The 25,134-nt window shown below is 60.6% G+C and carries 21 protein-coding genes and 1 pseudogene; 3 read left to right on the forward strand and 19 right to left on the reverse strand.

Annotation, left to right across the window (positions count from 1 at the left end; translation table 11 throughout):
* Positions 1-22: 22 nt before the first annotated feature.
* The 10 genes from ABNW52_RS16225 to ABNW52_RS16270 form a co-directional block, all read right to left on the reverse strand.
* Entirely contained in the window at positions 23-238 is a 216-nt protein-coding gene (locus ABNW52_RS16225; RefSeq protein ID WP_349590052.1) for a hypothetical protein, read from the reverse strand.
* 36 nt (positions 239-274) lie between these two features.
* Positions 275-655, reverse strand: coding sequence for an ABC transporter substrate-binding protein (locus tag ABNW52_RS16230; RefSeq protein ID WP_349590055.1), 381 nt, complete (start codon positions 653-655; stop codon positions 275-277).
* Positions 656-757: 102 nt separating this feature from the next.
* The gene (locus tag ABNW52_RS16235) at positions 758-1,867 is read right to left on the reverse strand and encodes an FAD-binding oxidoreductase (RefSeq protein WP_349590058.1); all 1,110 of its coding nucleotides are present in this window, start codon (positions 1,865-1,867) and stop codon (positions 758-760) included.
* A gap of 317 nt (positions 1,868-2,184) precedes the next feature.
* Positions 2,185-3,396 carry an aromatic ring-hydroxylating oxygenase subunit alpha gene (locus ABNW52_RS16240; RefSeq protein ID WP_349590060.1) on the reverse strand — a complete coding sequence of 404 codons (1,212 nt, stop codon included), beginning with the start codon at positions 3,394-3,396 and terminating at the stop codon, positions 2,185-2,187.
* Positions 3,397-3,830: 434 nt separating this feature from the next.
* A complete protein-coding gene (locus ABNW52_RS16245; RefSeq protein WP_349590063.1) occupies positions 3,831-4,664 on the reverse strand; it encodes an ABC transporter permease subunit in 834 nt (277 codons plus the stop codon).
* Between the two features lie 9 nt (positions 4,665-4,673).
* Positions 4,674-5,531 (reverse strand): ABC transporter permease subunit, encoded by an 858-nt coding sequence (locus ABNW52_RS16250; protein ID WP_349590354.1) that lies wholly within the window; start codon positions 5,529-5,531, stop codon positions 4,674-4,676.
* A 110-nt stretch (positions 5,532-5,641) separates the two neighbouring features.
* The gene (locus ABNW52_RS16255) at positions 5,642-6,778 is read right to left on the reverse strand and encodes an ABC transporter ATP-binding protein (protein ID WP_349590065.1); all 1,137 of its coding nucleotides are present in this window, start codon (positions 6,776-6,778) and stop codon (positions 5,642-5,644) included.
* Between the two features lie 35 nt (positions 6,779-6,813).
* Positions 6,814-7,908 carry a polyamine ABC transporter substrate-binding protein gene (locus ABNW52_RS16260; protein WP_349590066.1) on the reverse strand — a complete coding sequence of 365 codons (1,095 nt, stop codon included), beginning with the start codon at positions 7,906-7,908 and terminating at the stop codon, positions 6,814-6,816.
* A gap of 56 nt (positions 7,909-7,964) precedes the next feature.
* Entirely contained in the window at positions 7,965-9,353 is a 1,389-nt protein-coding gene (locus ABNW52_RS16265; RefSeq protein WP_349590069.1) for an aspartate aminotransferase family protein, read from the reverse strand.
* Positions 9,354-9,377: 24 nt separating this feature from the next.
* Positions 9,378-10,874 (reverse strand): aldehyde dehydrogenase, encoded by a 1,497-nt coding sequence (locus tag ABNW52_RS16270; RefSeq protein WP_349590072.1) that lies wholly within the window; start codon positions 10,872-10,874, stop codon positions 9,378-9,380.
* Positions 10,875-11,054: 180 nt separating this feature from the next.
* On the opposite strand from ABNW52_RS16270, the gene ABNW52_RS16275 reads away from it, so the two are divergent.
* Positions 11,055-11,837, forward strand: coding sequence for a helix-turn-helix transcriptional regulator (locus ABNW52_RS16275; RefSeq protein ID WP_349590075.1), 783 nt, complete (start codon positions 11,055-11,057; stop codon positions 11,835-11,837).
* Positions 11,838-12,053: 216 nt separating this feature from the next.
* On the opposite strand, the gene ABNW52_RS16280 is transcribed toward ABNW52_RS16275, so the two are convergent.
* From ABNW52_RS16280 to ABNW52_RS16300, 5 genes are all read right to left on the reverse strand, one after another.
* Positions 12,054-13,010, reverse strand: coding sequence for an AraC-like ligand-binding domain-containing protein (locus ABNW52_RS16280; RefSeq protein WP_349590076.1), 957 nt, complete (start codon positions 13,008-13,010; stop codon positions 12,054-12,056).
* Positions 13,011-13,128: 118 nt separating this feature from the next.
* Positions 13,129-15,213: a caprolactamase subunit alpha gene (gene capA, locus ABNW52_RS16285; protein WP_349590079.1), complete on the reverse strand. Its 2,085-nt coding sequence runs from the start codon at positions 15,211-15,213 to the stop codon at positions 13,129-13,131.
* Complete coding sequence (gene capB / locus ABNW52_RS16290) at positions 15,210-16,994, reverse strand: caprolactamase subunit beta (RefSeq protein WP_349590082.1); 1,785 nt, start codon at positions 16,992-16,994, stop codon at positions 15,210-15,212. The genes capA and capB overlap by 4 nt, the downstream gene beginning before the upstream one ends.
* A gap of 208 nt (positions 16,995-17,202) precedes the next feature.
* The gene (locus ABNW52_RS16295) at positions 17,203-18,543 is read right to left on the reverse strand and encodes a purine-cytosine permease family protein (protein WP_349590084.1); all 1,341 of its coding nucleotides are present in this window, start codon (positions 18,541-18,543) and stop codon (positions 17,203-17,205) included.
* A gap of 230 nt (positions 18,544-18,773) precedes the next feature.
* A complete protein-coding gene (locus tag ABNW52_RS16300) occupies positions 18,774-19,934 on the reverse strand; it encodes a DUF2798 domain-containing protein (RefSeq protein WP_349590086.1) in 1,161 nt (386 codons plus the stop codon).
* A gap of 259 nt (positions 19,935-20,193) precedes the next feature.
* Here ABNW52_RS16300 and ABNW52_RS16305 point away from each other — a divergent pair.
* Positions 20,194-20,481: pseudogene (locus ABNW52_RS16305) on the forward strand (integrase core domain-containing protein); the annotation flags it as partial.
* Between the two features lie 490 nt (positions 20,482-20,971).
* Here the strand turns inward: ABNW52_RS16305 and ABNW52_RS16310 are convergent.
* Both ABNW52_RS16310 and ABNW52_RS16315 read right to left on the reverse strand, forming a co-directional pair.
* The gene (locus ABNW52_RS16310) at positions 20,972-21,469 is read right to left on the reverse strand and encodes a hypothetical protein (RefSeq protein ID WP_349590089.1); all 498 of its coding nucleotides are present in this window, start codon (positions 21,467-21,469) and stop codon (positions 20,972-20,974) included.
* Complete coding sequence (locus tag ABNW52_RS16315) at positions 21,466-22,026, reverse strand: hypothetical protein (protein ID WP_349590092.1); 561 nt, start codon at positions 22,024-22,026, stop codon at positions 21,466-21,468. Before ABNW52_RS16315 ends, ABNW52_RS16310 begins: the two co-directional genes overlap by 4 nt.
* Positions 22,027-22,725: 699 nt before the next feature.
* On the opposite strand from ABNW52_RS16315, the gene ABNW52_RS16320 reads away from it, so the two are divergent.
* Entirely contained in the window at positions 22,726-23,391 is a 666-nt protein-coding gene (locus ABNW52_RS16320; RefSeq protein ID WP_349590095.1) for a hypothetical protein, read from the forward strand.
* A 303-nt stretch (positions 23,392-23,694) separates the two neighbouring features.
* Here ABNW52_RS16320 and ABNW52_RS16325 read toward each other — a convergent pair whose 3' ends face one another.
* Positions 23,695-24,075 carry a hypothetical protein gene (locus ABNW52_RS16325; protein WP_349590098.1) on the reverse strand — a complete coding sequence of 127 codons (381 nt, stop codon included), beginning with the start codon at positions 24,073-24,075 and terminating at the stop codon, positions 23,695-23,697.
* Positions 24,076-24,179: 104 nt separating this feature from the next.
* Complete coding sequence (locus ABNW52_RS16330) at positions 24,180-24,896, reverse strand: hypothetical protein (RefSeq protein WP_349590100.1); 717 nt, start codon at positions 24,894-24,896, stop codon at positions 24,180-24,182.
* Between the last annotated feature and the right edge of the window lie 238 nt (positions 24,897-25,134).

Consider the following 25,134-nt stretch of genomic DNA (forward strand, 5'->3'; position numbering starts at 1 on the left):
TCAAAGAATGACGCGCCACAAGTCAATGGTTCCGCCCTATAACGACGCTTATAGTCGGCAACGAATTGTTTGCCCTCCGCCGTTTGCCCCAGCGCCGGGCCACCCCTTGTCCATAAGCTGTGCGGTCATCAATCACGGCAAATGTCTTGGCTTTCAGCTTGAGTGCGGCAAATGTTCCCATCCGGGTGCCAAGCTGGGTATCGCTGGCACCGATGCGGAACACGAAGGGGTAGCCCATGCATGGTGCCCCGTGGGTTGGAGGCCACGGCTGTCATCACGATACCGGCATCGTTGAGCAGCTTGGTGGTGGGGATCGCCACTCCAGAGTTGTACGGCCCAGCACAGTTTTTACATCGGCATCGATCCGCCGCTGCACCACGGTCATGCCAGTGCGCGGGTCAGCTGCGTCGTCCTCAGACTGCAAAATAAAGCGAACCTTCTTGCCACCAACGACGATGCCCTGTGCATTCAGTCTGTCCCGCGCCAGTTTCACGCCGTTTTCGTGATCCTTGCCGATTGCAGCTTGCGGGTCGGTCAGCGGCCCGGTCAGCCCGATTTTTACTTCGAGCTCGCCGGCAGCAAGACTCACCAGCGGCAGCCGCTCAACAGACACTGCTACAGCAAACTTCGACCCGTATTGACGATTGCCTGTCATGTTCTCTCGCCTTTGTGGATCTGGGCATTGGCGGCTGGGCATGCTGCATGCAATGCCGTGCTCGCTCCAGTCGATCTGGCAAGGGAGCATTCGGGCCTTGAATCAGTACTCCACACTCACATCGGATTTGGCTTTAGTGCAGCAGCTGAGCACATAGCCTTCGGCAATTTCTTCATCGGTAAGCCCACCGTTGTGATTCATCTCGGTTTCGCCATCCAGCACGCGCACCCGGCAGGTGCCGCAGATACCCATGCCGCAGGCTTTGGGAATGGTTAGGCCGGCGCTGCTGGCCGCGGCATGCAGGGTGAGGTTTTCGCCTACCTGAACCGACTTGCCGGAGTTGCTGAAGGTGACGCAATGGCTCGCGAGCGGGTCTTCCGCCTGTTCCTGCGCGGCCGCAGCATGCTGCTCGGCGAGGGCAATATCGGCTTGCGGTGTGGCGCCGAACGATTCCTCGTGGTAGCGCGACATATCGTAACCAGCCTCCTGCAGCAGCTGGCGCACCGCGCGCATATAAGGGGCCGGGCCGCAGCAGAAGACTTCGCGCTCAAGAAAATCCGGGGCGATCAGCTGCAGCATCGCGCGGGTCAGGTAGCCACGGTAGCCACTCCACACCTGGCCAATCTCGGGTTTTTCGCAGATCAGGTGCAGTTTGAAGTTTTCGATGCGGGTGGACATGTAGTCCAGCTCCGCCCGGTAGATGATGTCCCGCGGGGTGCGTGCGCTATGGGCAAACACCATATCTACTTCTGAATTGGTGTCGAAGAACCAGCGGGCCATAGACATCACCGGCGTAACGCCAACACCGCCAGACAGCAGCAAGACCTTTTCCGACGGATAGTCGATGCAGTTGAACTGCCCAACCGGGCCATGCACTGGCAGCAGGTCGCCCTCTTGCATATTGTCGTGCAGCCAGTTGGATACCACGCCCCCGGGTACCCGTTTTACCGTGATGGAAAAACTGTAGGGAATCGACGGGGCACTGGAAATGGTATAGGAGCGCATTATCTGCTGGCCTTCAATTTCCAGTTCCAGGGTGACGAACTGGCCGGGCTTGAAGAAAAACAGCACCGGCTCCTGCATGCTGAAACAGAAGGTTCTGACGTCATGTGTTTCCTGGATCACCTTGCGACAGCGCACAAGGTGGCGGCCATTGGCCCAGGTCTGGGTATTGACGGGATTCAGGTATTCCGAGCTGGTCAGGCTAAGCATTTTTCGGTTCCTTTAAGCGATTTGCGTGCCTTGCCGAATGGCATCCGGGCAAGGGCGCAAAGGTGGGCTGCTTAATAGTCGTGGACGGTAATCGTGCACTGGAGTGGTACTGCCGGTAGCAATGCGGTTGCTTGCTACCTTATGGTCATGGGCGTGAAGCGTGCATCCGATGATGCATCCATCACGGGCCGCTATCTGCCGGCCATTTTCCGGCGCCAGGGGCGTCGGGGTGGCCTGGCGTCATGTTTGGTTGGCCGTGCCAGGGGCGCGGCATGGGCGCTGCCCGTCCGCCGGGCAGCACCGTTTCCCTGGCGGTATCAGTCGGCGAGTCGCGACTTCATGGTGTCGCAGTACCAGTCATCAAACTGGCAGGGGCCGTTTTCCGCCACATCGGAATAACGCCCCGGCTGGTAAGCGGGTGAGGTCACGCCGGCATGGGTACCTTCCACCAGCCCCCGATCCTGGTCATTGGTGGCGATCCACACGCGGGTCAGGTTGTCGAGCTGGTAGTCGATGCCTTCCTGCGCATTCTTGTGTACCAGCCACTTGGTGGTTACCAGTGTTTCACCGGGGCCAACGGGCAGCACGCGGAAACTCAAGGCGTGGTCGCCCAGGAAGTGGTTCCAGGTGGAGGGGTAGTTGAAGTACAGCAGCGCACCGATGTTTTCCACGCCGCTCTGGTCCAGCCGCCCGTTTACGGCGGGCTTGCCATCCATGGTGTAGCTGGCCGCATTGGCGGACAGCGGAATGCGGGTGATGCGGTACTGACCATTGTCGGCCAGCACCATGCGGCTTGGCAGCCCGGCGGTTTCGCAGCGATCCCAGAACGCTTCCAGCGCCGGGTCGCTGCCGTCTGCCACCCCGGCCACCGAGAGGTTTTCCACAAAGGAGTTCAGCAGTTCCGGGTGTGAGCCTTCGCAGTGATAGCACTCGCGGTTGTTCTCGAACACCAGCTTCCAGTTGCCTTTTTCCACGATGGTGGATTCAAAGGCCACCTTGCAGTCGGCCAGATTGTGGGGGGCGACAAAGGGGGTCAGTGCCTGGCGGAAGGTTTCGAAATCGGGAGCGGTTTCGGCCACGCAGACATAGACATGGGTTTCCACCACGGCACAGTGGGCCTGCTTGAGGCCATGGTGCAGCGGGTCGAAATCGTTGCTCATATTGCCGGCAAACAGCAGCTTGCCGTCCAGGCCAAAAGTCCACTTGTGGTACGGGCAGACCAGTTTGGCGGATTTGCCGCTGGAGCCCTGGCATAGCTTGGAGCCGCGATGCGGACAGACATTGTGAAAGGCGCGCAATTCACCATCCGCACCCCGTACCAGCACAATCGGGTAATCACCGATTTGCAGCGTCATGTATTGACCGGGTTTTTCCAGCTCGAAGCTATGGCCGGCAAAAATCCATTCTTTATGCCAGATCTGCGCCAGGTCTTCGCGATATACATCGGCATCTACATAAAGCTCACGCGACAGCACGTAACGCGGCTGGCGTTGTTTGATGTAGGCCAGTGTTTTTTCTTGGCTGCTCATTATTGGTAACTCCTCCTGTTGTCCCTGGTTTGGATATTGCCGCCTGGAGGCTGCCATTTCGCCGTTACCGCGAAATGCGCTATTGCCAGTAGGGGGTAATGCCAATTGTTTTCCACCCTGATTAGCCGGCCCGAGTGAGCTGCAATTCACGATGTTTGTCCTGCCATTGCAATTTCGGCCATGCGGTAAAAAGCGTCAATGCGCTTTATTTTGCTTCTGGTATTACTTCAGGTAATAGCATGGCCGTACTGGTGCAAATTCAGGATTTGGCCGTTGCCAGCTGGCTGTGCTGCTGTGTGGCTAGCCGGTTGAAGCCGCTGAGAGCAGGGAGGGAGGAGCGGCAGGGGATGCCATTTTCAGTACGGCGCATACAAGGTTGGCCGCACGCGGGGCGGTGCGTGCGGCCAAGGTGTTGCCGGATGAACCGGGCGGAATTACGCCGCCAGCTGCGCCAGCCGGCTGCGGCGGCGTTCGGCGCGGGCCATCAGCCGGTTGGCACTGATCACCAGCACGGTGACCACCAGCACGGTGATGCTGGCCAGCGCGTTGATCTCCGGATTCAGCCCCAGGCGCACCCGCGAGAAGATCAGCTGCGGCAGGGTGGTGGCGCCGGGGCCGGACAGGAAGGCGGTGATCACCAGATCATCGATGGACAGCGTGAACGCCAGCAGGAAGCTGGAGGCGATGGCCGGGGCGATGATGGGCAGGGTGATCAAAAAGAAGGTCTTCACCGGCTTGGCGCCCAGATCCATGGCCGCCTCTTCCACCGAGCGGTCCATCTCCAACAGCCGCGAGCGGATCACCACCGTGACGTAGGCCATGCACAGCGTGACGTGGCCGATCCAGATGGTGAGCATGCCGCGCTCGGCGGGAAAGCCGAACCAGTCCTTGAGCTGGATGAACAGCAGCAGCATGGACAGGCCGGTGATCACTTCCGGCATCACCATCGGTGCGGTAAGCATGCCGGCAAACAGGCTCTTGCCGCGAAAGCGGCCGAAGCGCGCCAGTGCCATGCCGGCCAGCGTGCCCAGCACCACGCTCATCAGGCTGGCCAGCAGCGCGATGCGCACGCTGAGGCCGAAGGCGGCGATCACGTCGCTGTCGTTGAACAGCACGCGATACCAGCTGGTGGAAAACTCCGCCCACACGCTGACCAGCTTGGACGAGTTGAACGAGTACACGATCAGGATCAGGATCGGCACGTACAGAAAGGCCAGGCCCAGCGTCAGCACAAGCCGGCCAAAGCCGCTGATGTCTTTCTCCTGCATGGATGGCTCCTAGCGTTGTTCTGCCTGCGCGAGCTGCTTCTCTTCGCGCTTGTGCAGATAGGTGATGGGAATGATCAGCAGGGCGACCATCACGATGGTGACCGCGCCGGCCATCGGCCAGTTGTTGTTGTCGAAGAACTCCATCCACAGCACCTTGCCGATCATCAGCGACTCCGGGGTGCCCACCAGCTCGGGAATGACGAACTCGCCCACCGCCGGGATGAACACCAGCATGGCGCCGGCGACGATGCCATTGCGCGACAGCGGCAGCGTGACGCGCAAAAACGCCTGCCACGGCCTGCAGCCCAGGTCCTCTGCCGCTTCCAGCAGCCGGCCGTCCAGCTTGGCCAGGTTGGAAAACAGCGGCAGGATCATGAACGGCAGGTAGGCGTACACCATCACGATCTGCACCGACAGCTGGGTGTGCATCAGCTGCAGCGGCGTGTCGATCAGCCCCAGCTGCAAGAGCAGCTTGTTGAGCAGGCCCTCGTTGTCGAGGATGCCCATCCATGCGTACACCCGTACCAGAAACGAGGTCCAGAACGGCAGCATCACCAGCATCAGCAGCGTGTTGCGCTTGGTCAGCGGCGCGCGGGCGATGGTGTAGGCGATGGGGTAGCCCAGCAGCAGGCAGATCAGCGTGGTGATGCTGGCCATCTGCAACGAGCCGAGATAGGCGTCCAGGTACAGCGCATCGCCGAACAGATAACGGTAGTTGCCCAGATTCAGCGCCACGTTCAGTACGTCTTCGCTGCGGCTGAGCAGCGCCCGGTACGGCGGCGACGCTACTTCCACTTCCGAAAAACTGATGCCGAGCACGAACAGGAACGGCACCAGGAAGAACAGCAGCAGCCAGCCGTAGGGCATGGCGGTCACCAGCGCTTGCCCGCGCGGCAGCCAGCGGCGCCAGGCAAGGCGCGCCCGGCCGCGAGCGGTGGCAAGGTTGGCCGCAGGGTGTTGGGTCAGGAGTCGGCTATTCATTGCGTCAGCACCACGGCGTCGTTATCGGCCCAGCTGACGAACACCGGCTGGTTCCAGCCGGGCGCCGCCTCGTCGCGCCAGTGGCTGGCGGGCACGCTGGCCTTGATCACCTTGCCGCTCTCCAGCCGCACGTGAAAGATGGAAAAACTGCCCAGATAGGCGATGTCGCTTACCGTGCCGGCGGCCCAGTTGTGCTGCTGCGTAGGCTGCTGGCGGCTTACCGCCACTCGTTCCGGGCGCAGCGACAGCCACACCGGCATGCCCAGCGTGCCGGTAATGCCGTGGCCGATGCGCACCGGGCGCGGCAGCTCGGCAGCCTGGATGCAGACGTGGTCGGCCTCGTCTTCCACCACGTGGCCGCCGAACAGATTGGTCTCGCCGATGAACTCGGCGGTAAAGCGGCAGTTGGGGTGCTCGTAGATGTCGCCGGGGCTGGCCACCTGCAGCAGCTGGCCCTCGGACATGATACCGATGCGGCCGGCCATGGTCATGGCTTCCTCCTGGTCGTGGGTCACCATGATGCAGGTCACGCCGACCTGCTCGATCATGCTCACCAGCTCCAGCTGCGTTTGCTGGCGCAGTTTCTTGTCCAGTGCGCCCAGCGGCTCGTCCAGCAACAGCAGCTTGGGGCGCTTGGCCAGGCTGCGCGCCAGCGCGATGCGTTGCTGCTGGCCGCCGGACAGCTGGTAGGGTTTGCGATGCGCGTATTTCGTCATCTGCACCAGCTCCAGCATGCGTTCCACCCGCGCATCGATATCGGCGCGCGGCAGCCGGTCCTGCTTCAGGCCGAAGGCGATGTTCTGCGCCACGCTCATGTGCGGGAACAGCGCGTAGCTCTGGAACATCATGTTGATCGGGCGGTGGTAGGGCGGCAGGTCGGTGATGTCCTCGCCGTCCAGGATGATGCGGCCGGCACTGGGTTTTTCCATGCCGGCCAGCATGCGCAGCAGGGTGGATTTGCCGCAGCCGGAGCTGCCGAGCAGGGCAAAGATCTCGTTGCGCTCGATGTTCAGGTTGACGTGGTCGACGGCGGTGTGGTCACCGAATTTCTTTTCGATGTCGACGATCTGCAGATAGGGGTGGGCGTTGCCGGCGTGTTGCGACAGGCCCAGCTGCTGTTCAGCCAGGTTCATGTGTGTGTCTCCGCGTGGGTGGGGCCGGGGGCGGGTTACTTGCGGGTCTTGATCTCGGTCCACAGCCGGGTCTGCAGCCGCAGGGTGCGCTGCGCCAGCGGCAGGCGGACAAAGCTCTTGCCCTGGATGGCGACCGGCAGGTACACCGACGGGTCCTGCAGCGACTGCGCATCCAGCAGCTTGCGCGCCGGCAGGTTGGGGCTGGGGTAGCTCACGGCGCGGGCGTTGGCCGCGGCCACCTCCGGGCGCAGCACGTAGTCGATAAAGCGCAACGCGTTGTCCACGTTCTTGGCGTCTTTCGGAATCGCCAGGTTGTCCAACCAGATTTCCACCCCGCTGCGGGGGGCCAGTACCTTCAGCTGCACGCCGTTGTTGGCTTCCGCGGCGCGGCGCTTGGCGATGTTCAGGTCGCCGCCATAGCCGTACACCACGCACAGCGAGCCCTTGGCCAGCTCGTTGATGTAGCCGGAGGAGGAAAAACGGGTCAGGTAGGGGCGCACCTTGTGCAGCAGGTCGGCGGCGGCCTGCCAGTCGGCATCGACATTGCTGTTCGGGTTCTTGCCCAGGTAGTGCATGGCTGCGGCCAACGTTTCGCCCGGGCTATCCAGTACCGACACGCCGCAGGCTTGCAGCTTGGACACGTATTCCGGTTTGAACAGCAGGTCCCACTCGTTGGCCGGCAGCGGGGTGTTGCCCAGCAGCTTGGCCACGCGGCCGGTATTGATGGCCAGGGTGTTGATGCCGTAGAAGTAGGGCACGCCATAGGTGTTGCCCGGGTCGAACTTGGCCGATTCGGTCAGGATCGCCGCGTCCAGATTCTTGTAGTTGGCCAGCTTCTGCTTGTTGATCGGCAGGTAGACGCCGGCCTGGATCTGCTTGGCGAAAAACACATTATTGGGCACCACGATGTCGTAGCCGGAGTTGCCGGTAAGAATCTTGGCCTGCAGTACCTCGTTGGAATCGAACAGGTCGTAGCGGACCTTGATGCCGGTTTCCTTCTCGAAATTCTTCACCGTGTCCGGGGCGATGTAGTCGGACCAGTTGTAGATATTGAGTATTTTGTCGGCGGCCAGCGTAGTGCCGGCGCTGGCCAGCAGCAGGCTGGCGGCGATGATGGTGGGTGTGCGCATGGTGATCTCCTGTGGTCGTGGTGTGCTGCCGGGCGTGGGCGCGCCCGGCCACGGTGTTACAGCACGCCGATCTCGGCTGCGGTGCGGTCCACCGCCAGCTTGGTCTTGCTGATCAGCTCGTCGATTTCGCCGTGGCTGATCACCAGCGCCGGCGCCATGATCATGCGGCCCAGGGTGGAGCGGATGATCACGCCTTCCTCGAAGCCGATGCTGCGGCAGCGCCAGGTGATGTCGTTCTCGTTGGCAAAGCGCTGGCGCGTGGGTTTGTGCTGGCAGAACTGCAGTGCGGCCACCAGGCCGCTGCCCTGGATTTCGCCCACCAGCGGGTGCTGGCCGAACACTTCGCGCAGGCATTTCTGCAGGTAGGGGCCGGTGTCGGTCTTCACCCGTTCCACGATGCCTTCGCGTTGCAGCGCATCCAGGTTGGCCAGCGCCACGGCGGCAGCCACCGGGTGGCCGGCGTAGGTGAGGCCGTGGGCAAACACGCCGCCGTGTTCCACCAGCGCCTCGCCCATGCGGCGCGACAGCACCAGGCCGCCCATCGGGATGTAGCCGGAGGTCAGCCCCTTGGCGATGCTGATGGTGTCCGGCTGGAAGCCGAAGTGCTCATGGGCGAACCATTCGCCGGTGCGGCCAAAGCCGCCGATCACTTCGTCGGCGCACAGCAGTACGTCGTACTGGCGGCAGATGCGCTGGATTTCCGGCCAGTAGCTTTGCGGCGGAAAGATCATGCCGCCGGCGCCCTGGAACGGCTCGGCCACGAAGGCGGCCACCTTATCGGCGCCCAGCTCCAGAATCTTGGCCTCCAGCTCCTGCGCGCACTTGCGGCCGAATTCCTCCGGGCTCAGCTGGCCGCCGTGGGCAAACCAGTACGGCTCGCCGATGTGCACGATGTTCGCAATCGGCAGGTCGCCCATTTCGTGCATGAATTTCATGCCGCCCAGGCTGGCGCTGCCCACGGTGGAACCGTGGTAGCCGTTGTGGCGGCCGATGAAGATTTTCTTGCTGGGCTTGCCCACCACGTCCCAGTAGCGGCGCACGGTACGGATCAGCACCTCGTTGGCCTCGGAGCCGGAGTTGGTGTAGATCACGTGGCTGTAGTCGCCGGGCAGCAAGGAAAACAGCCGCTCCGACAGCTCGTTCACCGCCGGGTGGGTGGTGTGGAAGAAGGTGTTGTAGTAGCTGAGCTGCTCCAGCTGGCGGGTGGCGGCGGCGATCAGCTCCTGCCGGCCGTAACCGATATTGGTGCACCACAGGCCGGACATGCCGTCCAGGTACTTGTTGCCGTCGGTGTCCCACAGGTAGACGCCCTTGCCCGTGGCCATTACCCGCGGGCCTTCCTGGTTCAGTGCCTTCTGGTCGAGGAAGGCGTTGATGTGGTGGGCGGCGTCGATGGCCTGGTAGCGCTGGGTGGCCGGGTTGGCCGCATGCTGTTGCTGTGTCATGGCGTGTCTCCTTGCCGGGGCTGTTCAGTTGCGAAACTGCAGCCAGGTGGTTTTGAGCTGGGTGAATTTGTCGATGGCGTGCAGCGACAGGTCGCGGCCGAAGCCGGACTGCTTGTAGCCGCCAAACGGAATGCCGGGGTCGAGCGCGTCCACGGTGTTCACCGACACGGTGCCGGCACGCAGCCGGCGGGCCACGCGGTGGGCGCGCGACAGTTGGTTGGTCCATACCGATGCGGCCAACCCGTAGATGCTGTCGTTGGCCAGGGCGATGGCCTCGGCCTCGGTGTCGAAGCTCATCACCGCCAGTACCGGGCCGAACACCTCTTCGCGCGCCAGCGTCATGTCCGGGCTGACATCGCTGAAGATGGTGGGGCGGATGTAGCAGTCGCTGCCGTTGATGGTGGCGCGCTCGCCGCCGCACAGCAGGCTGGCGCCCTCGCGGCGGGCGATGTCGACAAAGGTCATGATGCGGTCGGCCTGGCGGGCATCGACGATGCTGCCGGTGCGGGTGGCCGGGTCCAGCGGGTTGCCCGGCTGCAGCGCGTCCACTTGCTGCAGCAGCTTGTGCAGGAAGGCATCCTTGACCCCGCGCTGCAGCAGCAGGCGCGAGTTGGCCGAACACACCTGGCCCTGGTTGAAGAAGATGCCGAAGGCGGCGCGCTGCGCGGCGGCGTCCAGATCGCAATCCTCGAACACGATGTTCGGGCTCTTGCCGCCGCACTCCAGCCACACCATCTTCATGTTCGATTCGGCGGCGTAGCGCAGGAAGTATTTGCCCACCTCGGTGGAGCCGGTAAAGCTCAGGCAGTCGATATCCGGGTGCAGGCCCAGCGGGCGGCCAACTTCCTCGCCATAGCCCGGCAGCACGTTCAGCACGCCGTCCGGCAGGCCGGCCTCCCTGGCCAGCTCGGCCAGGCGCAGCGCGGACAGCGGCGACTGCTCGGCCGGCTTCAGGATCACGCTGTTGCCGGCAATCAGCGCCGGCGCCAGCTTCCACGCCGCCATGTCTAGCGGGAAATTCCACGGAATCACCGCCGCCACCACCCCCACCGGCTCGCGGGTGATCAGCGCCAGCGCGTCGTCGGCACTGGGGGCCACTTCGTCGTACAGCTTGTCGGCGGCTTCGGCATACCAGTCGATCACCGCGGCGGTGCCCGGCACATCGATATTGCGGGCGTCGGCGATCGGCTTGCCCATGTCCAGGCAATCCAGCAACGCCAGCTCGTCGCCATGCTCGCGCACCAGTGCGGCCAACCTTTGCAGCACCGCCTTGCGTTCGCGCGGGTGGCAGCGCGACCACACGCCGGATTCGAAGCTGGTGCGCGCAGCCTGTACTGCCAGCTCGACATCGGCTTCGCCACAGCGGGCGATGTCGCCCAGCGACTGGCCGCTGATCGGGCTGATGTCGGCAAAGGTGCGGCCATCGGCGGCCGCCACGAACTGGCCGTTGATGAAGGCCTGGCAGCGCGGGCGCAGGTCTGCGGCGCGTTGTTGCCAGTACGACAGGTCATGCAGGGTCATGGGCTCACTCCGGTTTGCAGCGCGACAATGGCTGGGGTGGGGTTGGCCGCAGGGCACCCGATAGTGCTGCTGGCCGTGTCGCGCGTTGTGAGGCCATACTAGACAGCCCCCGAAGTGACGGACATCACGCAGAAACGTTAGCGGCGAGGGGTAGGAATAACCTTAACGGGGTAGGAGCACATGCAGTTGAACGTGGCGGATCTGGCGTTTCACCAGCGGCTGGGCAGGCTGCTGGGCAGCATCGATAGTGCGGCCTTCTGGCAGCAACTGGCGGCATTCCTGCATGAACAGGTGGCGTTTGATACCTGGGTGGCGGTGCTGTTTCGCCCCGGGTTGCCGCCGCTGGTGCTGGCCGATAGTGCGGTGAATTACGCCGACGACAACCTGTTTGCCGACTACATGCGCGGCCTGTATCTGCTGGACCCGTTCTATGCCTTTGCGCTGAAGTGCCCCACCGCTGGCGTGTACCGGCTGGATGAGGTGGCGCCGGACAGCTTTCGCGATACCGAATACTGCCGCCACTATTTTTCGCGCAATGTGGTCACCGACGAGCTGCAGTTCCTGCTGCCGCTGCCGCAGGGCACGCTGTCGCTGTCACTGGGCAGCCAGCGCCGCTTCAGCGATGCCGAAATCGGCTGCTGCAACTTGTACGCCCCCTGGCTGCTGCCCATGCTGCGGCTGGCCGCGCACCTGGAAGACAAGCTGGGCGAGCCGGCCAGCGAGGCCCCGCGCCGCAGCCGCCAGCAGCTGGAAGAGGCGCTGCGCCTGCGCGGCTCGACGCCGCTGACCAATCGCGAGGTGGAAGTGGCGCTGCTGATCCTGGGCGGGCATTCCACCAAGGGCGTGGCGCGCGAGCTGGATATCTCGCTGGAAACCGCCAAGGTGCACCGCCGCAACCTGTATGCCAAGCTGGGCGTATCCAGCCAGGCGGCGCTGTTCCTGCTGTTTGCTGAGCTGCATTAGCCGGGAGTAGCGCGGGGCGGGCTGCGGCTACCGCTGCGCGGTAACGGCATGTGGAGAGAGGTGTTGATTGCGGGGTGCTGCGGGCGGCGGTTCGCGGCGCGCTAGCCGGCAGAGCGGCACGCTTTGAGGCGCCGGATCACGCGCCACTTATGCTGTTCCAGCGCCGCCGTTGCCCCGCCCGCCGCGATGGTCGCCAGGGGACGGGCTTGAAAAGCGCTAATGCTGCAGTCGCAATTGCTGCTCGCGGTCCTCGCGCGGCGTGTGGCCGTAGCGCTGCTTGAACACGCGGCAGAAGTGCGACTGGTCGGTAAAGCCCCACTGGTAGGCGATCTGTGCCAGGCTCAGCCGCGGCTGGCGCACCAGCGCCTGACGGGCGCCTTCCAGCCGCTGCTCGCGCAGCCACAGGCTGAAGGTCTGGCCGGTGTCGCGGAACAGGTCGTGCAGGTAGCGGGTGGAGATGCGGCAGGCCTGAGCGATCTGCTCCGGGCTCAGCGCAGTATCGGCCAGGTTGCGGCGCACATGCTGCTCAATGCGCTGCAGATGGGCGGCACGCACGCCGGAGCCTGGCGAATCCAGCACCGCCGGGCTGTTTTCGGTGCAGGCCACGAACAGCTCCAGCAACTGCTGGCCCACCAGCGGATGCAGCACTTCCTGTCCCTGTTCCAGCTGGCTGCCAACCGCGTTGACGTAGCTGCTGAATAGCGCGCCGATGCCGCTGCTGCCGTCGAAAGTCAGCGCACAGAAGCGTTCCGGGTGGCGCAAACGGTGGCGCAGCAGCGGGCCGGGGATTTTCAGCACCCACAGATTGTTGTCGCGGCTGTGGCTGAATTCGTAAGGGTCCAGGCTGCGTTCCAGCAGGAACTGGCCGGGGGCGCAGTGCGCGTCGCGCCCCATCTGGCTGAAGCGGATATCGCTCTGCCGCGGCAGCGACACCAGGAACTGCTCGTCGCGACTGTCGGCGCTTTCGCCGCTGCTGCGGCGGTAGCGCAGCGGGCTGGAGCTGAGACGTGACAGTGACAGCTCGCCCAGGCTCCAGCGGGTGAGGCAGGCTTCGAAGTTGGCCGCATCGCGAAAATCCAGCTGCAGGTCGAAATAGGTGCTGCGAATCACATCCTGCCAGCTGCGCATGCGCTCGATGGGGCCGGCGCCGGCAGTGCTGTAATGCTGCTTCATGCGTATCTCCTCGGGTATCGCGTTGCGGATCGCTCCGCCCGTCGTCATGGCAACGGGTTCGTCAACGCGGCAGCCGGCACGGGGCCGGCTGCGGTCTTGCTGCTCAATCCATCATCGACTATTCAGCCCAGCGCGTCAGTTTATATGTGCCGGAAGCGTGCAGTTCCGCCTGCCAGCCGGGACGAATCACCACAGTGGTGGTGGGTTCCTCGATGGCGGCGGGGCCGACGATGCGGCTGCCGGCCAGCAGCTTGTCGCCACGGTACACCGGGGTTTCCACCCAGCGGCCGCTGTCGTCGAACAGCATCGGGCGGAAGCCGTCGTGCGCCTCGCGGATGCTGTCGGCGTCGTGTGCCAGGCTAGGCAGGGATGGCTTGTCCACCAGGCCGGTGAGGGTGCACTCCAGGTTCACCAGTTCCACCGGGTTGTGCGGCTCGCTGTAGGTGAACAGCGCCTCGTGGCGGGCATGGAAGGCGGCCAGGATGGCGTCCACGCTGGCGGCGGTGAGCTCGCCGCCGGCAATGTCCACCGTGCATTCGTGGATCTGCCCCATGTAGCGCATTTCCACGCTGCGGTGCGCGCGGACATCGACGGCGTCGAAGCCGTCGTCCTGCAGCAGCTGGCGGCCGCGGCTTTCCATGTCGGCGAACAGGCGGTTCAGCTCGGTGAGGTCCGCTTCGCGGTGCAGGCGCATCGGTGCGCTGGCCAGGAAGTTGTACTTCACGTCGGAGATCACCTGGCCGAAGGCGCACAGGCAGGAGGCCGATTTGGGCACCAGCACGGTTTCCACGCCCAGCTCCTCGGCCAGCGCGGTGATGTGCATGCCGGTGGCGCCGCCGGCGCAGATCAGCGCAAAGTCGCGCGGGTCGTAGCCCTGTTCGATGGAGATGCGGCGGATGCCGTTGGCCATGTTCATGTTCACCAGCGTGTTGATGCCGAAGGCGGCCTTCTCCACGCTGATGTCCAGCGGCGTGGCCACGTTGGCCGCAATCGCGCCGCGTGCCTTGTCCTGGTCCAGGCGGATGGTGCCGCCCAGCACCGCGTTCGGCCGCAGGTAGCCCAGCGCCAGGTTGCCGTCGGTAACGGTGGCCTGCTCGCCGCCCTTGCCGTAGCAGGCCGGGCCAGGGGTGGCGCCGGCGCTGTGCGGGCCCACTTCCAGCATCCCGAAGGTGTTGATGTGGGCGATGGAGCCGCCGCCGGCGCCCAGCGTTTCCACATGGATCATCGGCACGCCGATGCGGTGGCGCAGGAAGTCGAAATTGCGATTCAGCTGCGTCTGGCCGCCCTTGGCCAGGGTGATGTCGAACGAGGTGCCGCCCATGTCCACGGTGATCACGTTGTCGATACCGAAGGGCTTGGCGATGTACAGCCCGGCCTGCGGCGCCGAGGCCGGGCCGGAGTTGATGGCGTTCACCGCGCGGTCGCGCATCACCGTGCCCAGCGCCAGGCCGCCGTTGCTCTGGTAGTAGCGCACAGGGGCGCGGGCGCCCAGCTCGGCGAAGAACTGGTCGATGCGCTGCACGTAGCGGCCCATCACCGGGCTGAGGTAGGCGTTCACCACCGTGGTGGAGGTACGGGTGTACTCGCGCACCTGCGGGTAGACCTCGCTGCCGCAGCACACGAACACGCCGGGCAGGTGCTGCTCCACCAGCTCGCGGGCGCGGCGTTCGTGCGCCTGGTTGCGCACCGACCACACGAAGCTGATCGCCACGCTCTGCACCTGCTCGGCGCGGAACACCTCGATGGCAGCCAGGATGTCGTCCTCGTTCAGCGCCTCGTGCACGCTGCCGTCGGACAGCACGCGACCACGCACCGCACGGCGCAGCTGGCGCGGCACCAGCTGCGGTGCCGGCGGGTAGCTGGCGTCGTAGCGGTAGCCTTCTTCCTTGTGGCCGAGGCGGATCTCGATGCTGTCCTCGTGGCCGGCGGTGCACAGCAGGCCCACTTTCACGCCCTTGAGCTCGATCAGCGCGTTCAGTGCCACGGTGGTGCCGTTGATGCACAGGTCGCAGTTCTGCACGATCTGGCTGACCGGCATGTCCAGCGCCTCGGCCATCTGCTGCAGGCCGGCGGCGATGGCGCGGGTGCCGTCGTCCGGGGTGGACGGGCTCTTGAACAGGCGCAGCGGGCCGTCTTTCTCTGCCAGTACAAAGTCGGTAAAGGTGCCGCCGGCGTCTACGCCCAGTCGGAATCGCTGTTTCATGCCTGTACTCCCTGTTGGTTCATGCGCTGGCGGGCAGCGGCGGTGGCGGCGGCATCCACATGTTGGCCGCAGCTGTCGAAAATCACGCCGTATTCGGTGGCGGCGGCGTCGATGGACACCAGACCGTTGCGCACGTCGCGCAGCACTTCTTCGGCCGGGCGCTGCCACGGCTGGCCGTAGCCGCCGCCGCCCGGGTTGACGTTGCGGGCGCGTTCGCCCGGCTGGATGGTGGTGATCACGTTCTGGCGGTGCACGATGTGTTCGCCCGGTTTGTTGATTTCCAGCCGGCCCAGCTTGCGTTCCGGCAGCGCGTCCACCGCGCCGGCGGCGCCCATGGTGCCGATCTGGCGGCCTTCGCCGAAGGCGATGATGGTCATTTCGTGGCCAATCGGTTCCACCTCCCACACCGTGCCGCTGCCGCCGCGGTAGCGTCCGGCGCCGCCGCTGTCTTCCTGCAGGCCGTAGCGGTGGATGATGATGGGGTAGGCGTATTCCAGCAGTTCGATGTCGCCGGAGCTGAGCGCGCCAAAGCAGCACAGCGGGCCGCAGGCATGCCAGCCGTCCATGTAGCGGGTGGCGCCGGCGCCGGAGATGATGGAGGCCAGCACCATGGTCACGTATTGCTCGCCGGTGGCCGGGTTGATGCCGGCGATGTTGATGCCGCTGGCGTGGCCCCAGGAGGCGGTGACGCGCTCCGGTGCGGCGGCCTCGAACGCCATGCGCACCGCGTCGGTCAGCGTTTCCATCGGCGTGGTGGTGCAGTTCACGTGCGGCGCCGGTTCCACCGCATTGCACAGCGTGCCCTTGGCGCCCAGGTCCACGCTGACGCAGCGGTACAGGCCTTCGTTATACGGTGGCGGTACCTGGGCGAACATCATCAGCCCCAGGTAGATGCCGGACATGGAGTTGCCGGCGTAGGAGTTGATGAAGTAGGGCACCTGTGGCGGGCTGTCCACGCGGATGTGCACGGTGTCGTCCTTCACCGTGGCGGTGGCGCGGATGGTGAGCGCGCCCAGGCCGTGGCCGGCGTCTTCCAGCACTGCCTCGCCGTGGTAGCAGCCATCAGGGATCGAGCGGATCAGCGAGCGCATGTGGCGGTCAGCCATGTCTTTCAGCTCGGCAATGGCCGCGCGCACGGTGTCCACGCCGTATTTGTCCAGCAGCGCGATCAGGTTGCGCTCGCCCACGCGGCAGGCGCCGAACTGGGCGTTCAGGTCGCCTTCCTGGTCGCGGCGGGCGCGCATATTGGACAGCAGCAGGTTCACCACGTCGTCGCGGCGGCGGCCCTGGTCCCACAGCTTCACCGGCGGAATGCGCAGGCCCTCAGCGTAGATTTCCTTGGCTGCCGGGTTGTAGCCGGCCGGCACCGGGCCGCCGATGTCGGTGAGGTGGCCCTTGCATACCGTCCAGAACACCAGCTCGCCCTTGTAGAACACCGGCTTGTACATGCAGCAGTCCAGGATGTGGCTGCCCTGGTAGGCCGGGTCGTTGTGGTAGATCACATCGCCTTCGTGGATGTCGTCGCCAAAGAAACCGGCCACGGCTTTCATCGCCGGAATCAGCGAACCCAGGTGGATGGGAATGTCCTGGCCCTGCAGGATCATCTCCGGCAGATGGTCGAACAGCGCATTGCTGTAGTCGTGCGCCAGGTTGAACACGCTGGAGCGGCCGGTTTTTTCCAGTGTCAGCGTCATTTCCCGCTGTGTGGTTTCCAGCGCGCCGCGTATCACGGCCAGGGTGATCGGGTCGACCCGGCCGGCGGTATGGATGGCTTGCGTCATGGTGCGTCTCCGTGTGTCCGGCGGCCAGCAAGGTTGGCCGCAAGGGGCTTGGTCCGGTGTGGTGTCACCGGGTTTGTGCTTGTACGTTAAGCCCTTGTGCCGGCCGGCTCTTGCACCACAGTGCAGGATGCTTGGTCTGTGGGTGCAGGTCGCGGGCGGGCAAAAAAAACGCCCCGCACACAGGCGGGGCCAACGAGGAGTGAGCAAACTACGGTGCCCGGTTGAGAGCGGCTTCACCGGCAGGGGCGCGCCGCTGCAGGTAACGGTAGAGGGCAAAAGACACGATGAAGGTTGCCGGGGCAGAGAAACCGGCCAGCGTGCCGCCGAGTTCCATCAGCGCGATGCCGACACCGGTGGCCACGAACCAGCTGCTGATGCCCTCACGCTTGATGGCCGGGGTGTCGTCATCCACGCTGGCGCCCAGCCCCAGCAGGATGTGCGCCAGGGCGATGCCCACCCAGGCCACCACGAAAATGCCCTGGTAGGCCAGTGCCTGCAGGATCACGCTGAACACATTGCCCAGCATCAGCAGGTAGACGATGGCGCCCACCACCACGCCCCAGGCCACTTTGGGCAGGCGGATGCCGCAGGCGCGGTCGAAGAAGCTCTGCATGTTTACCGTGGCCAGGTAGAAGTTGGCGGTGTTGATGCGCGTCTGGCTTACCCACACGAAGGCCAGCCCGGCAAAGCCCATCAGCTTGAGCAGTGCCAGCACCACCGATACCTCGCTCACACCGCCGCTGGTGGGGATGCTGCTGGCCAGGAAGATGCCGGCGGTGCCATTGATCAGGAAGGTGAACAGGTAGAACGGCAGGCCAAAGTTCAGTCGGGCGTGGTAGTCGCTGTCGTCCGCCTTGCCGAAGCGGGCGTAGTCCCAGGTGTACATCATCAGGATCCACACCCCCATGAAGTAGGTGAAGCAGCTCCACCAGCCGTCTGCCGGCGCACCGCCGGCCGGCGCCAGCTTGAGCCAGGTATCGCTATAGCCGAACTCGGTAATGGTCAGCATCACCGCTGCGGCCAACCCTAGCAGGTAGAACGGCAGCAACACGCCGTTGAGTTTGTCCAGCCAGCGTTGCACCGAGCCGAATACCAGCGGCACGCTGTAGGCCACCACCAGCAGGTAGGCGTGCTCGATGCTGAGCGAAGGGAAGTAGTTCTGGATCGCCACCGCGATCACCGAGCCTTCGAATACCGCGTAGTAGATGGCGGTGGCAAAGAAGATCAGCGTGGCCAGCGCCGAGCCGGACTGGCCGAACAGCGTGCGCGAGAACAGCGCCACCGACAGCCCGGTCTTGATGGCATAACGGCTGATCACCGCATTGATCACGCTGTAGCAGACGGCCGACAACGCCAGGCCGATCAGCGTGTTGACCGTGCCGTAGTTCAGCGCCAGGGTGGCGGAAACCACCAGCCAGAACATGGCGCTGCACACCGACCACCAGGCCATGCTCAGCCCCAGCCGCCCCATGCGGGCCTCGGCCGGAACCGGCCCGCGGGTAAAGTCCGGGTCGGCGTGCGCCCCGGTTTCCTTGATGATGCTTGCCATGATCGTCTCCTCCTTTGTTGTGTGTGCCGTCAGGCTGTCACCATCGTAGGAAGGGGGCGGGTTGGCAGATAGCACGCCAGCGTAGGGATTGTTGGCTGACACTGCAGTAGTGTCAGGGTCTGGGGCAGTGTTGTGGTGGTGGGAAGAAAAATCCCCATCAGGAGGATGGGGACCATTAAGCGTAGGGCCGCGTTAACGGGCTGCCGGGGGCCGTCCCGTTAAACGAAATGTTAGGCCGTTCTAACGACCAATAAGGTAAGCCTGCGAACTAGGGGCAGCACGAGAAGCAGGACGGGAAAGGCAATAAGCCATGAGATGCCCCAGGCGCCGAGCCAGATGTGAGGAACGCCAGCGTGCCAGCCGACACCTCGAAGTGTACTGATGAGGGAAACAATGCACGTCATGAGAATGGACAGGAAAAACGGCATCACAATCGAAGCATGCTGGGCAGGTAGCTTGCGAAAGCCAAAGACTGATTGCGAAGAGTTCATGAGTTCTCCATAAGCCGACCAAGCAACGGACTCCTCCATCCGTTGGTCTTCCGCTTGCCGAGCTTGCACATGCTGGCGGGCATCATTGAGCTTACCGCTCATCTCCCTGGACCAGTTGATAGACCCAGGCGCCCGGTACGCACGGCTGAGCCGGTCTCGAATGAGCTGGCGATATTCTATGGAGAGCTTGCGTGCCCGCTTGGCCACTTCCAAGGCGGCCTCAAAACGCCCTCGCTGCACCAACAGGTCTAGCATCTTGGCCATGAGCTCCTGGGAGTCTTCCACAGACAGGTCCAGCATCCCTAGATAGACAAGATACCCCTCCGGTGTCGGGCGATAGTGGTACCGGTCCTCGATACCGGAGGGTTCCCCCTCAATTAAGCGGAAGCGTATGAACTTGGTACTCCGAGTCGGAGCATCAAAATAATCGGAATTGAATTCCCGTCCCCGATTCCAGAGGGCATCAAGCACCACGTCGGCCACTCGGGTGGCATTTTTCTCACTCAATGCAGGCTTCATGGAGTGGGCCACTTTCTTCAAGTGGTCGAGGGCTTCTTCGAAGAGACATCCCATCTGAATGGTTGTCGCTTCCATCATGAAGTCGAGTACCGACAAGGCAAGGTAGTGAGTATCAATTCCCTCGAATAACCCTTGGTCACCATTCGTATCGGAACCAATGCGCTGTTTGTTCAACTCGAGAAAGAACAAGGGCCGCAGAAGCAGGAGATTGCGTTGCTGGCGGGATAAGTCCAAGAGTCCACTGGTAAATGGCTCTAGTTCGAGCATAGGTTTGCCAAGCTGTTCTTCAGCATGGGGCAACTGCTCCTGAAAACCCTCTGATTGAGCGCTGTGCTCATCATTTAGGCTCGTAGGCACATTGGTAGGTACGCCTTCGGTCACGGCCAGTCTGGATATATCCATACCGCATTGTATGGAAATCGCATAAAAATGTCCATTTGCCGCAGCACACCTTTTGATAGCCAGGCATACATCAAGTCGTGGAAAGCATACTCTTCCCCCCCCTCGGCTTGCCTGTGGCCCTAACGTGGGACTCATCAGTTTGACGCATTGGCCACCAGCTCCAAGACAGGTTCATTGTGTTCACGTTTGTTCGCGATTGAATCAGCCCAGTATCTCTACGACGCCCCCCATTATCCTCGCCATGCTCACCTGGGCGCATGCGCGTGGCGTTCAGCTCTTCCTCATCGAGCCCGGCAAGCCCAATCAGAACACCTACATCGAATCGTTTAACGGGCGCTTCCGGGATGAGTGTCTGAACGAACACTGGTTCACCAGCCTGCGCCATGCCCAGGTCGTCATCGAAGCCTGGCGAAGGGAATACAACAACGAAAGACCGAAGAAAGCACTTGGCGGATTGACGCCGGCGGCCTACTCCAAATCACTCGCTGAGAAATCAGGTAAATTAACCTCGAACTCTAAAGCTTAGTGCTACTGATAATGGGGGTACGTCGGCGGGCTTAAGCTCTGGCCAAAAGCCGAGTTCGGGTACCCAGGGACCGTCGCATAATCTCGGCGCGGAGCCTCCTCAGTCCGCACTAGCTGAATCCAGTTGGGCACAGGGGGATTACCGCGCTTTTCCCAACTGCCGGCTGCAGGCAACTGGATGAGCTTGGCCACTTCCTGTCCACGCAAGTCAGCTAGCCATCACAGTATCCGCTTGCGGCGGCGCCCCATTGCCTGCTCAACGTCTTGTTCCAAAAATCCGGGACCTGCAGTACCACTTCAATTAGTTAGGTATTGCGTGGTAGGGACAAGTTGTGTGTTGGTGCCGGACCTGGTATTGGGTTCCATGGACTGTCCATGGGAGCTTTATTACTTGGGAGGGTGGGGCTTGCTCTCTCTGAGAGTTAAGCAGAAGGATGCAAGCCCCTGTTTGCACTGCTGAGTCATCAAGATTTGGTTGGGTTGGTACGTTTCTATTTTGGAGGTTCTGTAGCCATTCGCAGGGATTTCCCTGAAAATGCCTGCTGAATATTCTGTTGCTTGGTCGAAATTATGATTTCGTCATCGTCCTTAAAGTAGGAAATTGGGTCTCCTGGCTTTAGATGACATACAGAGATTCGCTCTGCATTAGCAGTCAGCTGTATGCCTTCCGCGCTTTCGAAAACTATATCAACACTTCCAATGCCACATGGAATGGAGAACATGTTGATTGCACCCATTACTAGCCCGGTGCCTGTTCCCGCGATTACTCCAAGTACAGCACCTACTGGTCCAAATGCTGCACCGCCGGCAGCACCTCCCGCAATAATTCCATCTTTCATACCGGTACCAAAGTCTTTTAATTTGGCGTCCGTGTATCCAACGTACTTTCCTGTCAATGGAGTCGATGTGACCGTAGCACATCCGGTCAGAAGTGCTGTGGTTACTATCAACACACTTTTGCATAATGAGCGCGATGAGAAAGGAGTCACTTCTGTTTCTCCTCTTCTTGAGTTGTCTGCTTATTGGATGGCTGCGACTCTGGAGACCGCGCGTTATCAGACTCAGGCTTTATCTCATTTGCGTAACGCCTAAATTCTGTTGCGACAGCGCTATCCGAATGATTCAGCGTATTAATTACTTGCGCCATCCAGGTGGGTTCTTTTGTGTCAGCGGGATTGAACTCTTTCACGAATACCGTATCTTTCCCAGTGTTTCCCGGGATGGATTTTGCCTCACCTGCCAGAAATAACTTCTCGGGGGCCTTGCCTGGGCATTGGCGTTTGTAGACTAAAAGAGCGCGCCCATCGACACTTTGGTTCGCTTGATTATTAGTGCTTTTGTCTTGTGTCGTAGGCGTCTGATTGGAGTAGGGGACAACAACGCCTTCATAAATGCATTCCCTATATTGGCTGAACATGGATACTATGGGTTTTACCGCCACTTGTGCTAATTGCCCTTGGTCTGGTGCAGGTATCCCGCCCAAAAATTGCACTTGAATTGTGGCGGCATGAATGGCTAGAAGTATTAGGTCGTCAATAACAAACATGATTGGATATTAGAAGTTAGTGGTTAATATGAAGATAACAGGCAAATATATTATTTGCTACTCGTGATATTTTTTTACATGCGATTTTGACAGTATTTTTAGAGCGCTGGTCTATTTTTTAAATTAGACGAAGAAAATGACAATGTTTTAAGTGCCGCTTTTTCTCACATAGCCCGAGTCGCTGGTGCTCCTTTTCTGCGGGGAAACGAGTCCTCGCAGGGGCCAGGTAGAAGGGGAGCAAGGCTTCGAGTTGCTCAACGATTTTCTGGAGTGCATGTCAAGAACCCTAGTGAAGGCTTGTCCGCTCAGACTTCATCCAGTCTCGGCTATCACTCGCCTGCATATGACGAACCATTTCTTGAACACTAAGCCCCGCGTGATACGCGCTATCGCCAGCAGGCACCTTCAAGAAGTGGCGGTTTCATATAAAATTGAGATTTTAACAACAAAATGTTATTGGAATATATAGAAAGTATAGTTTAATTTCAATTTGCAGTTATTTGTGATAGGTGTTTTTGTTTTTTGTGACCAATTGTAGGGAGAGGTGAAGCAGGGTGCTCTAGGATAGGGAAGTAATGGCCTTACCTTCTTTTGGCTTCTGAGACTGCGTTCTGCCAATAGCCCACAAAATTTTGGTTGAGCAATTGGCGATTTACACTAAAGGCATAGTGCTCTATGCCGTCTTTCATGGGGAAAACAATGGCCAGTCACAAACGTGGATTTCAGTACGCAAGACCGTTATGGATTCCGGCTCTTGATGCTTCGACAAATGGTAGGTCACTTAATAGGCTGGCATTTGCTCGTGACATGGCGGGACAAGACATGCAATACGATGAGTCTTGGTTGCAAAGCCTACTCTATCGCTTTCCCCATTCACTCCCTGTAGCAGAGTTAGAGCCTGGCATAGGGGTACTCATTCCCGTAGGGCGGGAGATACCAACCCCTGTGGGGCCTATCGATAACCTTTTCATCACTCAGGAAGGCAATATCGTTCTTGTTGAGTGCAAACTATGGCGAAATCCTGAAGCAAGGCGAAAGGTCATCTCGCAGATTATTGACTATGCCCAGAGTATTTCTCAGTGGCGCTATGAAGATTTAGATGCCGCTATTCGGAAAGGCATCGATGACAATGGAAAGCCTTGTGGAAAATCACTTTTGGAAGTTGTTGGAGAGGTGTTAGGTAGTATCGACGAGATAGATGAGGCAGCCTTTGTAGATGCAGTACAAAAAAACCTCCGTATGGGGAGGGTGCTACTCTTGGTAGTGGGAGATGGTAATCACCTGTTCGGAAATCATACAGAAGCAGACTTGATTGTCATGTCTCCGCACAAATTAGACCGGCAATGTCGGTTATCGGAAATTTAGGTGGCAGCTAGATTCGTTCATTTTTGCTAGCTATTGGCTGCTTTCGACCCAAAGCAGTCGATGCCTTCATGGAAATGCGGTCACTAACGTTGGAGGTAAACGTCCGTCAGAGCGCGCAGCGCGGAGGGAAGGGGGCTGCCGTATGGCCTTTCCGAAATTACGGCCTTACGGGGCAGTCCCTCTTGAACGGGATGTTAGACCTGCAAGAAGCAACGGCCTAACGACCTACACCCGCTTCGAGACAATTAATCATAAGAAGCAGAAAATATGATGCCAGTTAGCTCCCAAGGAAACAACTAGCAACTACGAATCATGACTTAAAGCAAACAATGCAAGGCATAACCCAAACAAAACAAAAAAACCCAGCAGCCTTAGATAAACCTTCAATGCAAAAACCATTGATGGGCGTGACCAAATTTTTTCGAAAGGGTTATAAACCCCAACAACGAGACCCGCCAAAAAATAATGCCCCAGCGTCATGAATGCTTTAAGAAACAGTGGCACCCCCTGAAGTCCGACAGATATAGAAAGCAAAAGAAAAGGGGCAGAGAAAATAAAAATCAGCTCCATGATCCGCCCCAATACCGGAACGAGACCAAGCACCACAAAAATCAAAATAGAGATAAATGGAAACAGAACTGCGAAAAATATCCCTGACTTCAACCTAAGCATGACATCTGTCACCACACCCCCTCTAACGTTGGACGTAACGGGCGCCGGAGCGCAGCGGAGGGAACCAAGCTGGCAGCAGTTTGGCATCCCGTTGACGGAATTGTTAGGCCGCGCGCTCAGTATTGGCATTGTTTTCGAGTACGTGGCAGGGCAAGGACGACCAGGAACGCGAGCTCACTGCAGAGAACGAGTGAAACGTGCAAATCAGGGCCATGTGAAAGGGTGAGCTTCGGCATAAGCCACAAGGCTAGTAGTGATATTTGCACTACAACAGCGCCAAGCCCCAGCCACCATGCCCAGCGACGGAGACTCCAAAGCCCCCATGAAATTAGAAGCGCGGTTGAACAAGAGAGTATTGTGCTTGGAAGGAGTAGGGTGTACTTGAGGAAGGATACGTCGCCTGTCTTGGCGTAGTAATTGACTATACCCCCCAGCACAGCCATAACGTAAGAAACTGCCAATAGAGCGCCAAGACGCGGCAGAAAAGACGTCTCGGGGGAGTTTAGGTCGGGTGGGGCTACGGTTGGTTTCTTCGCCGAAAATGCTCTGGCATAGACCATTGCCATGAAGTGTGCATTGGCAACAGAGAGAGCCATGCAAATCACTGCAATGGTTCCTCCGGTTTTCCCAGAGAAAGCGGCAATGAAACCAACAGCTAGAAGGATTACGGATCCCGGCAGAGAAAGAACGCCAATGACAGACATTATGAGCAGCAGCACATTGTTGCTGTCGTTGGATATTGGCTGACCAGAGAAGCCGAAGCTGAACGTTGCCAACAATGGAGCGCTGAGCAAGAGTCCAAATGGGAAATATCGAAAAAGTGACTTCTTCATTCTCAGGACGGCCTAACGTGAAATATACACCTATGCAGGTGCACATTAAGTCAATCAATGTGTGTAATTCAGGTGCAAATCTGTGCTTTCCCTTTAATTTTCAATAACATGGATTTACACAAGTCGTGAAATACACAACAAAACGGGACTGCTAGCAGTCTCCTTTTCCGGCCACCTCATCAGCTGTCAATGGGCGGACATTAAAGGATGTCCATCCACTTTACGGACGCTCCCAGCA

It is taken from the genome of Vogesella oryzagri (genome assembly GCF_040148885.1).
Classification (GTDB): domain Bacteria; phylum Pseudomonadota; class Gammaproteobacteria; order Burkholderiales; family Chromobacteriaceae; genus Vogesella; species Vogesella oryzagri.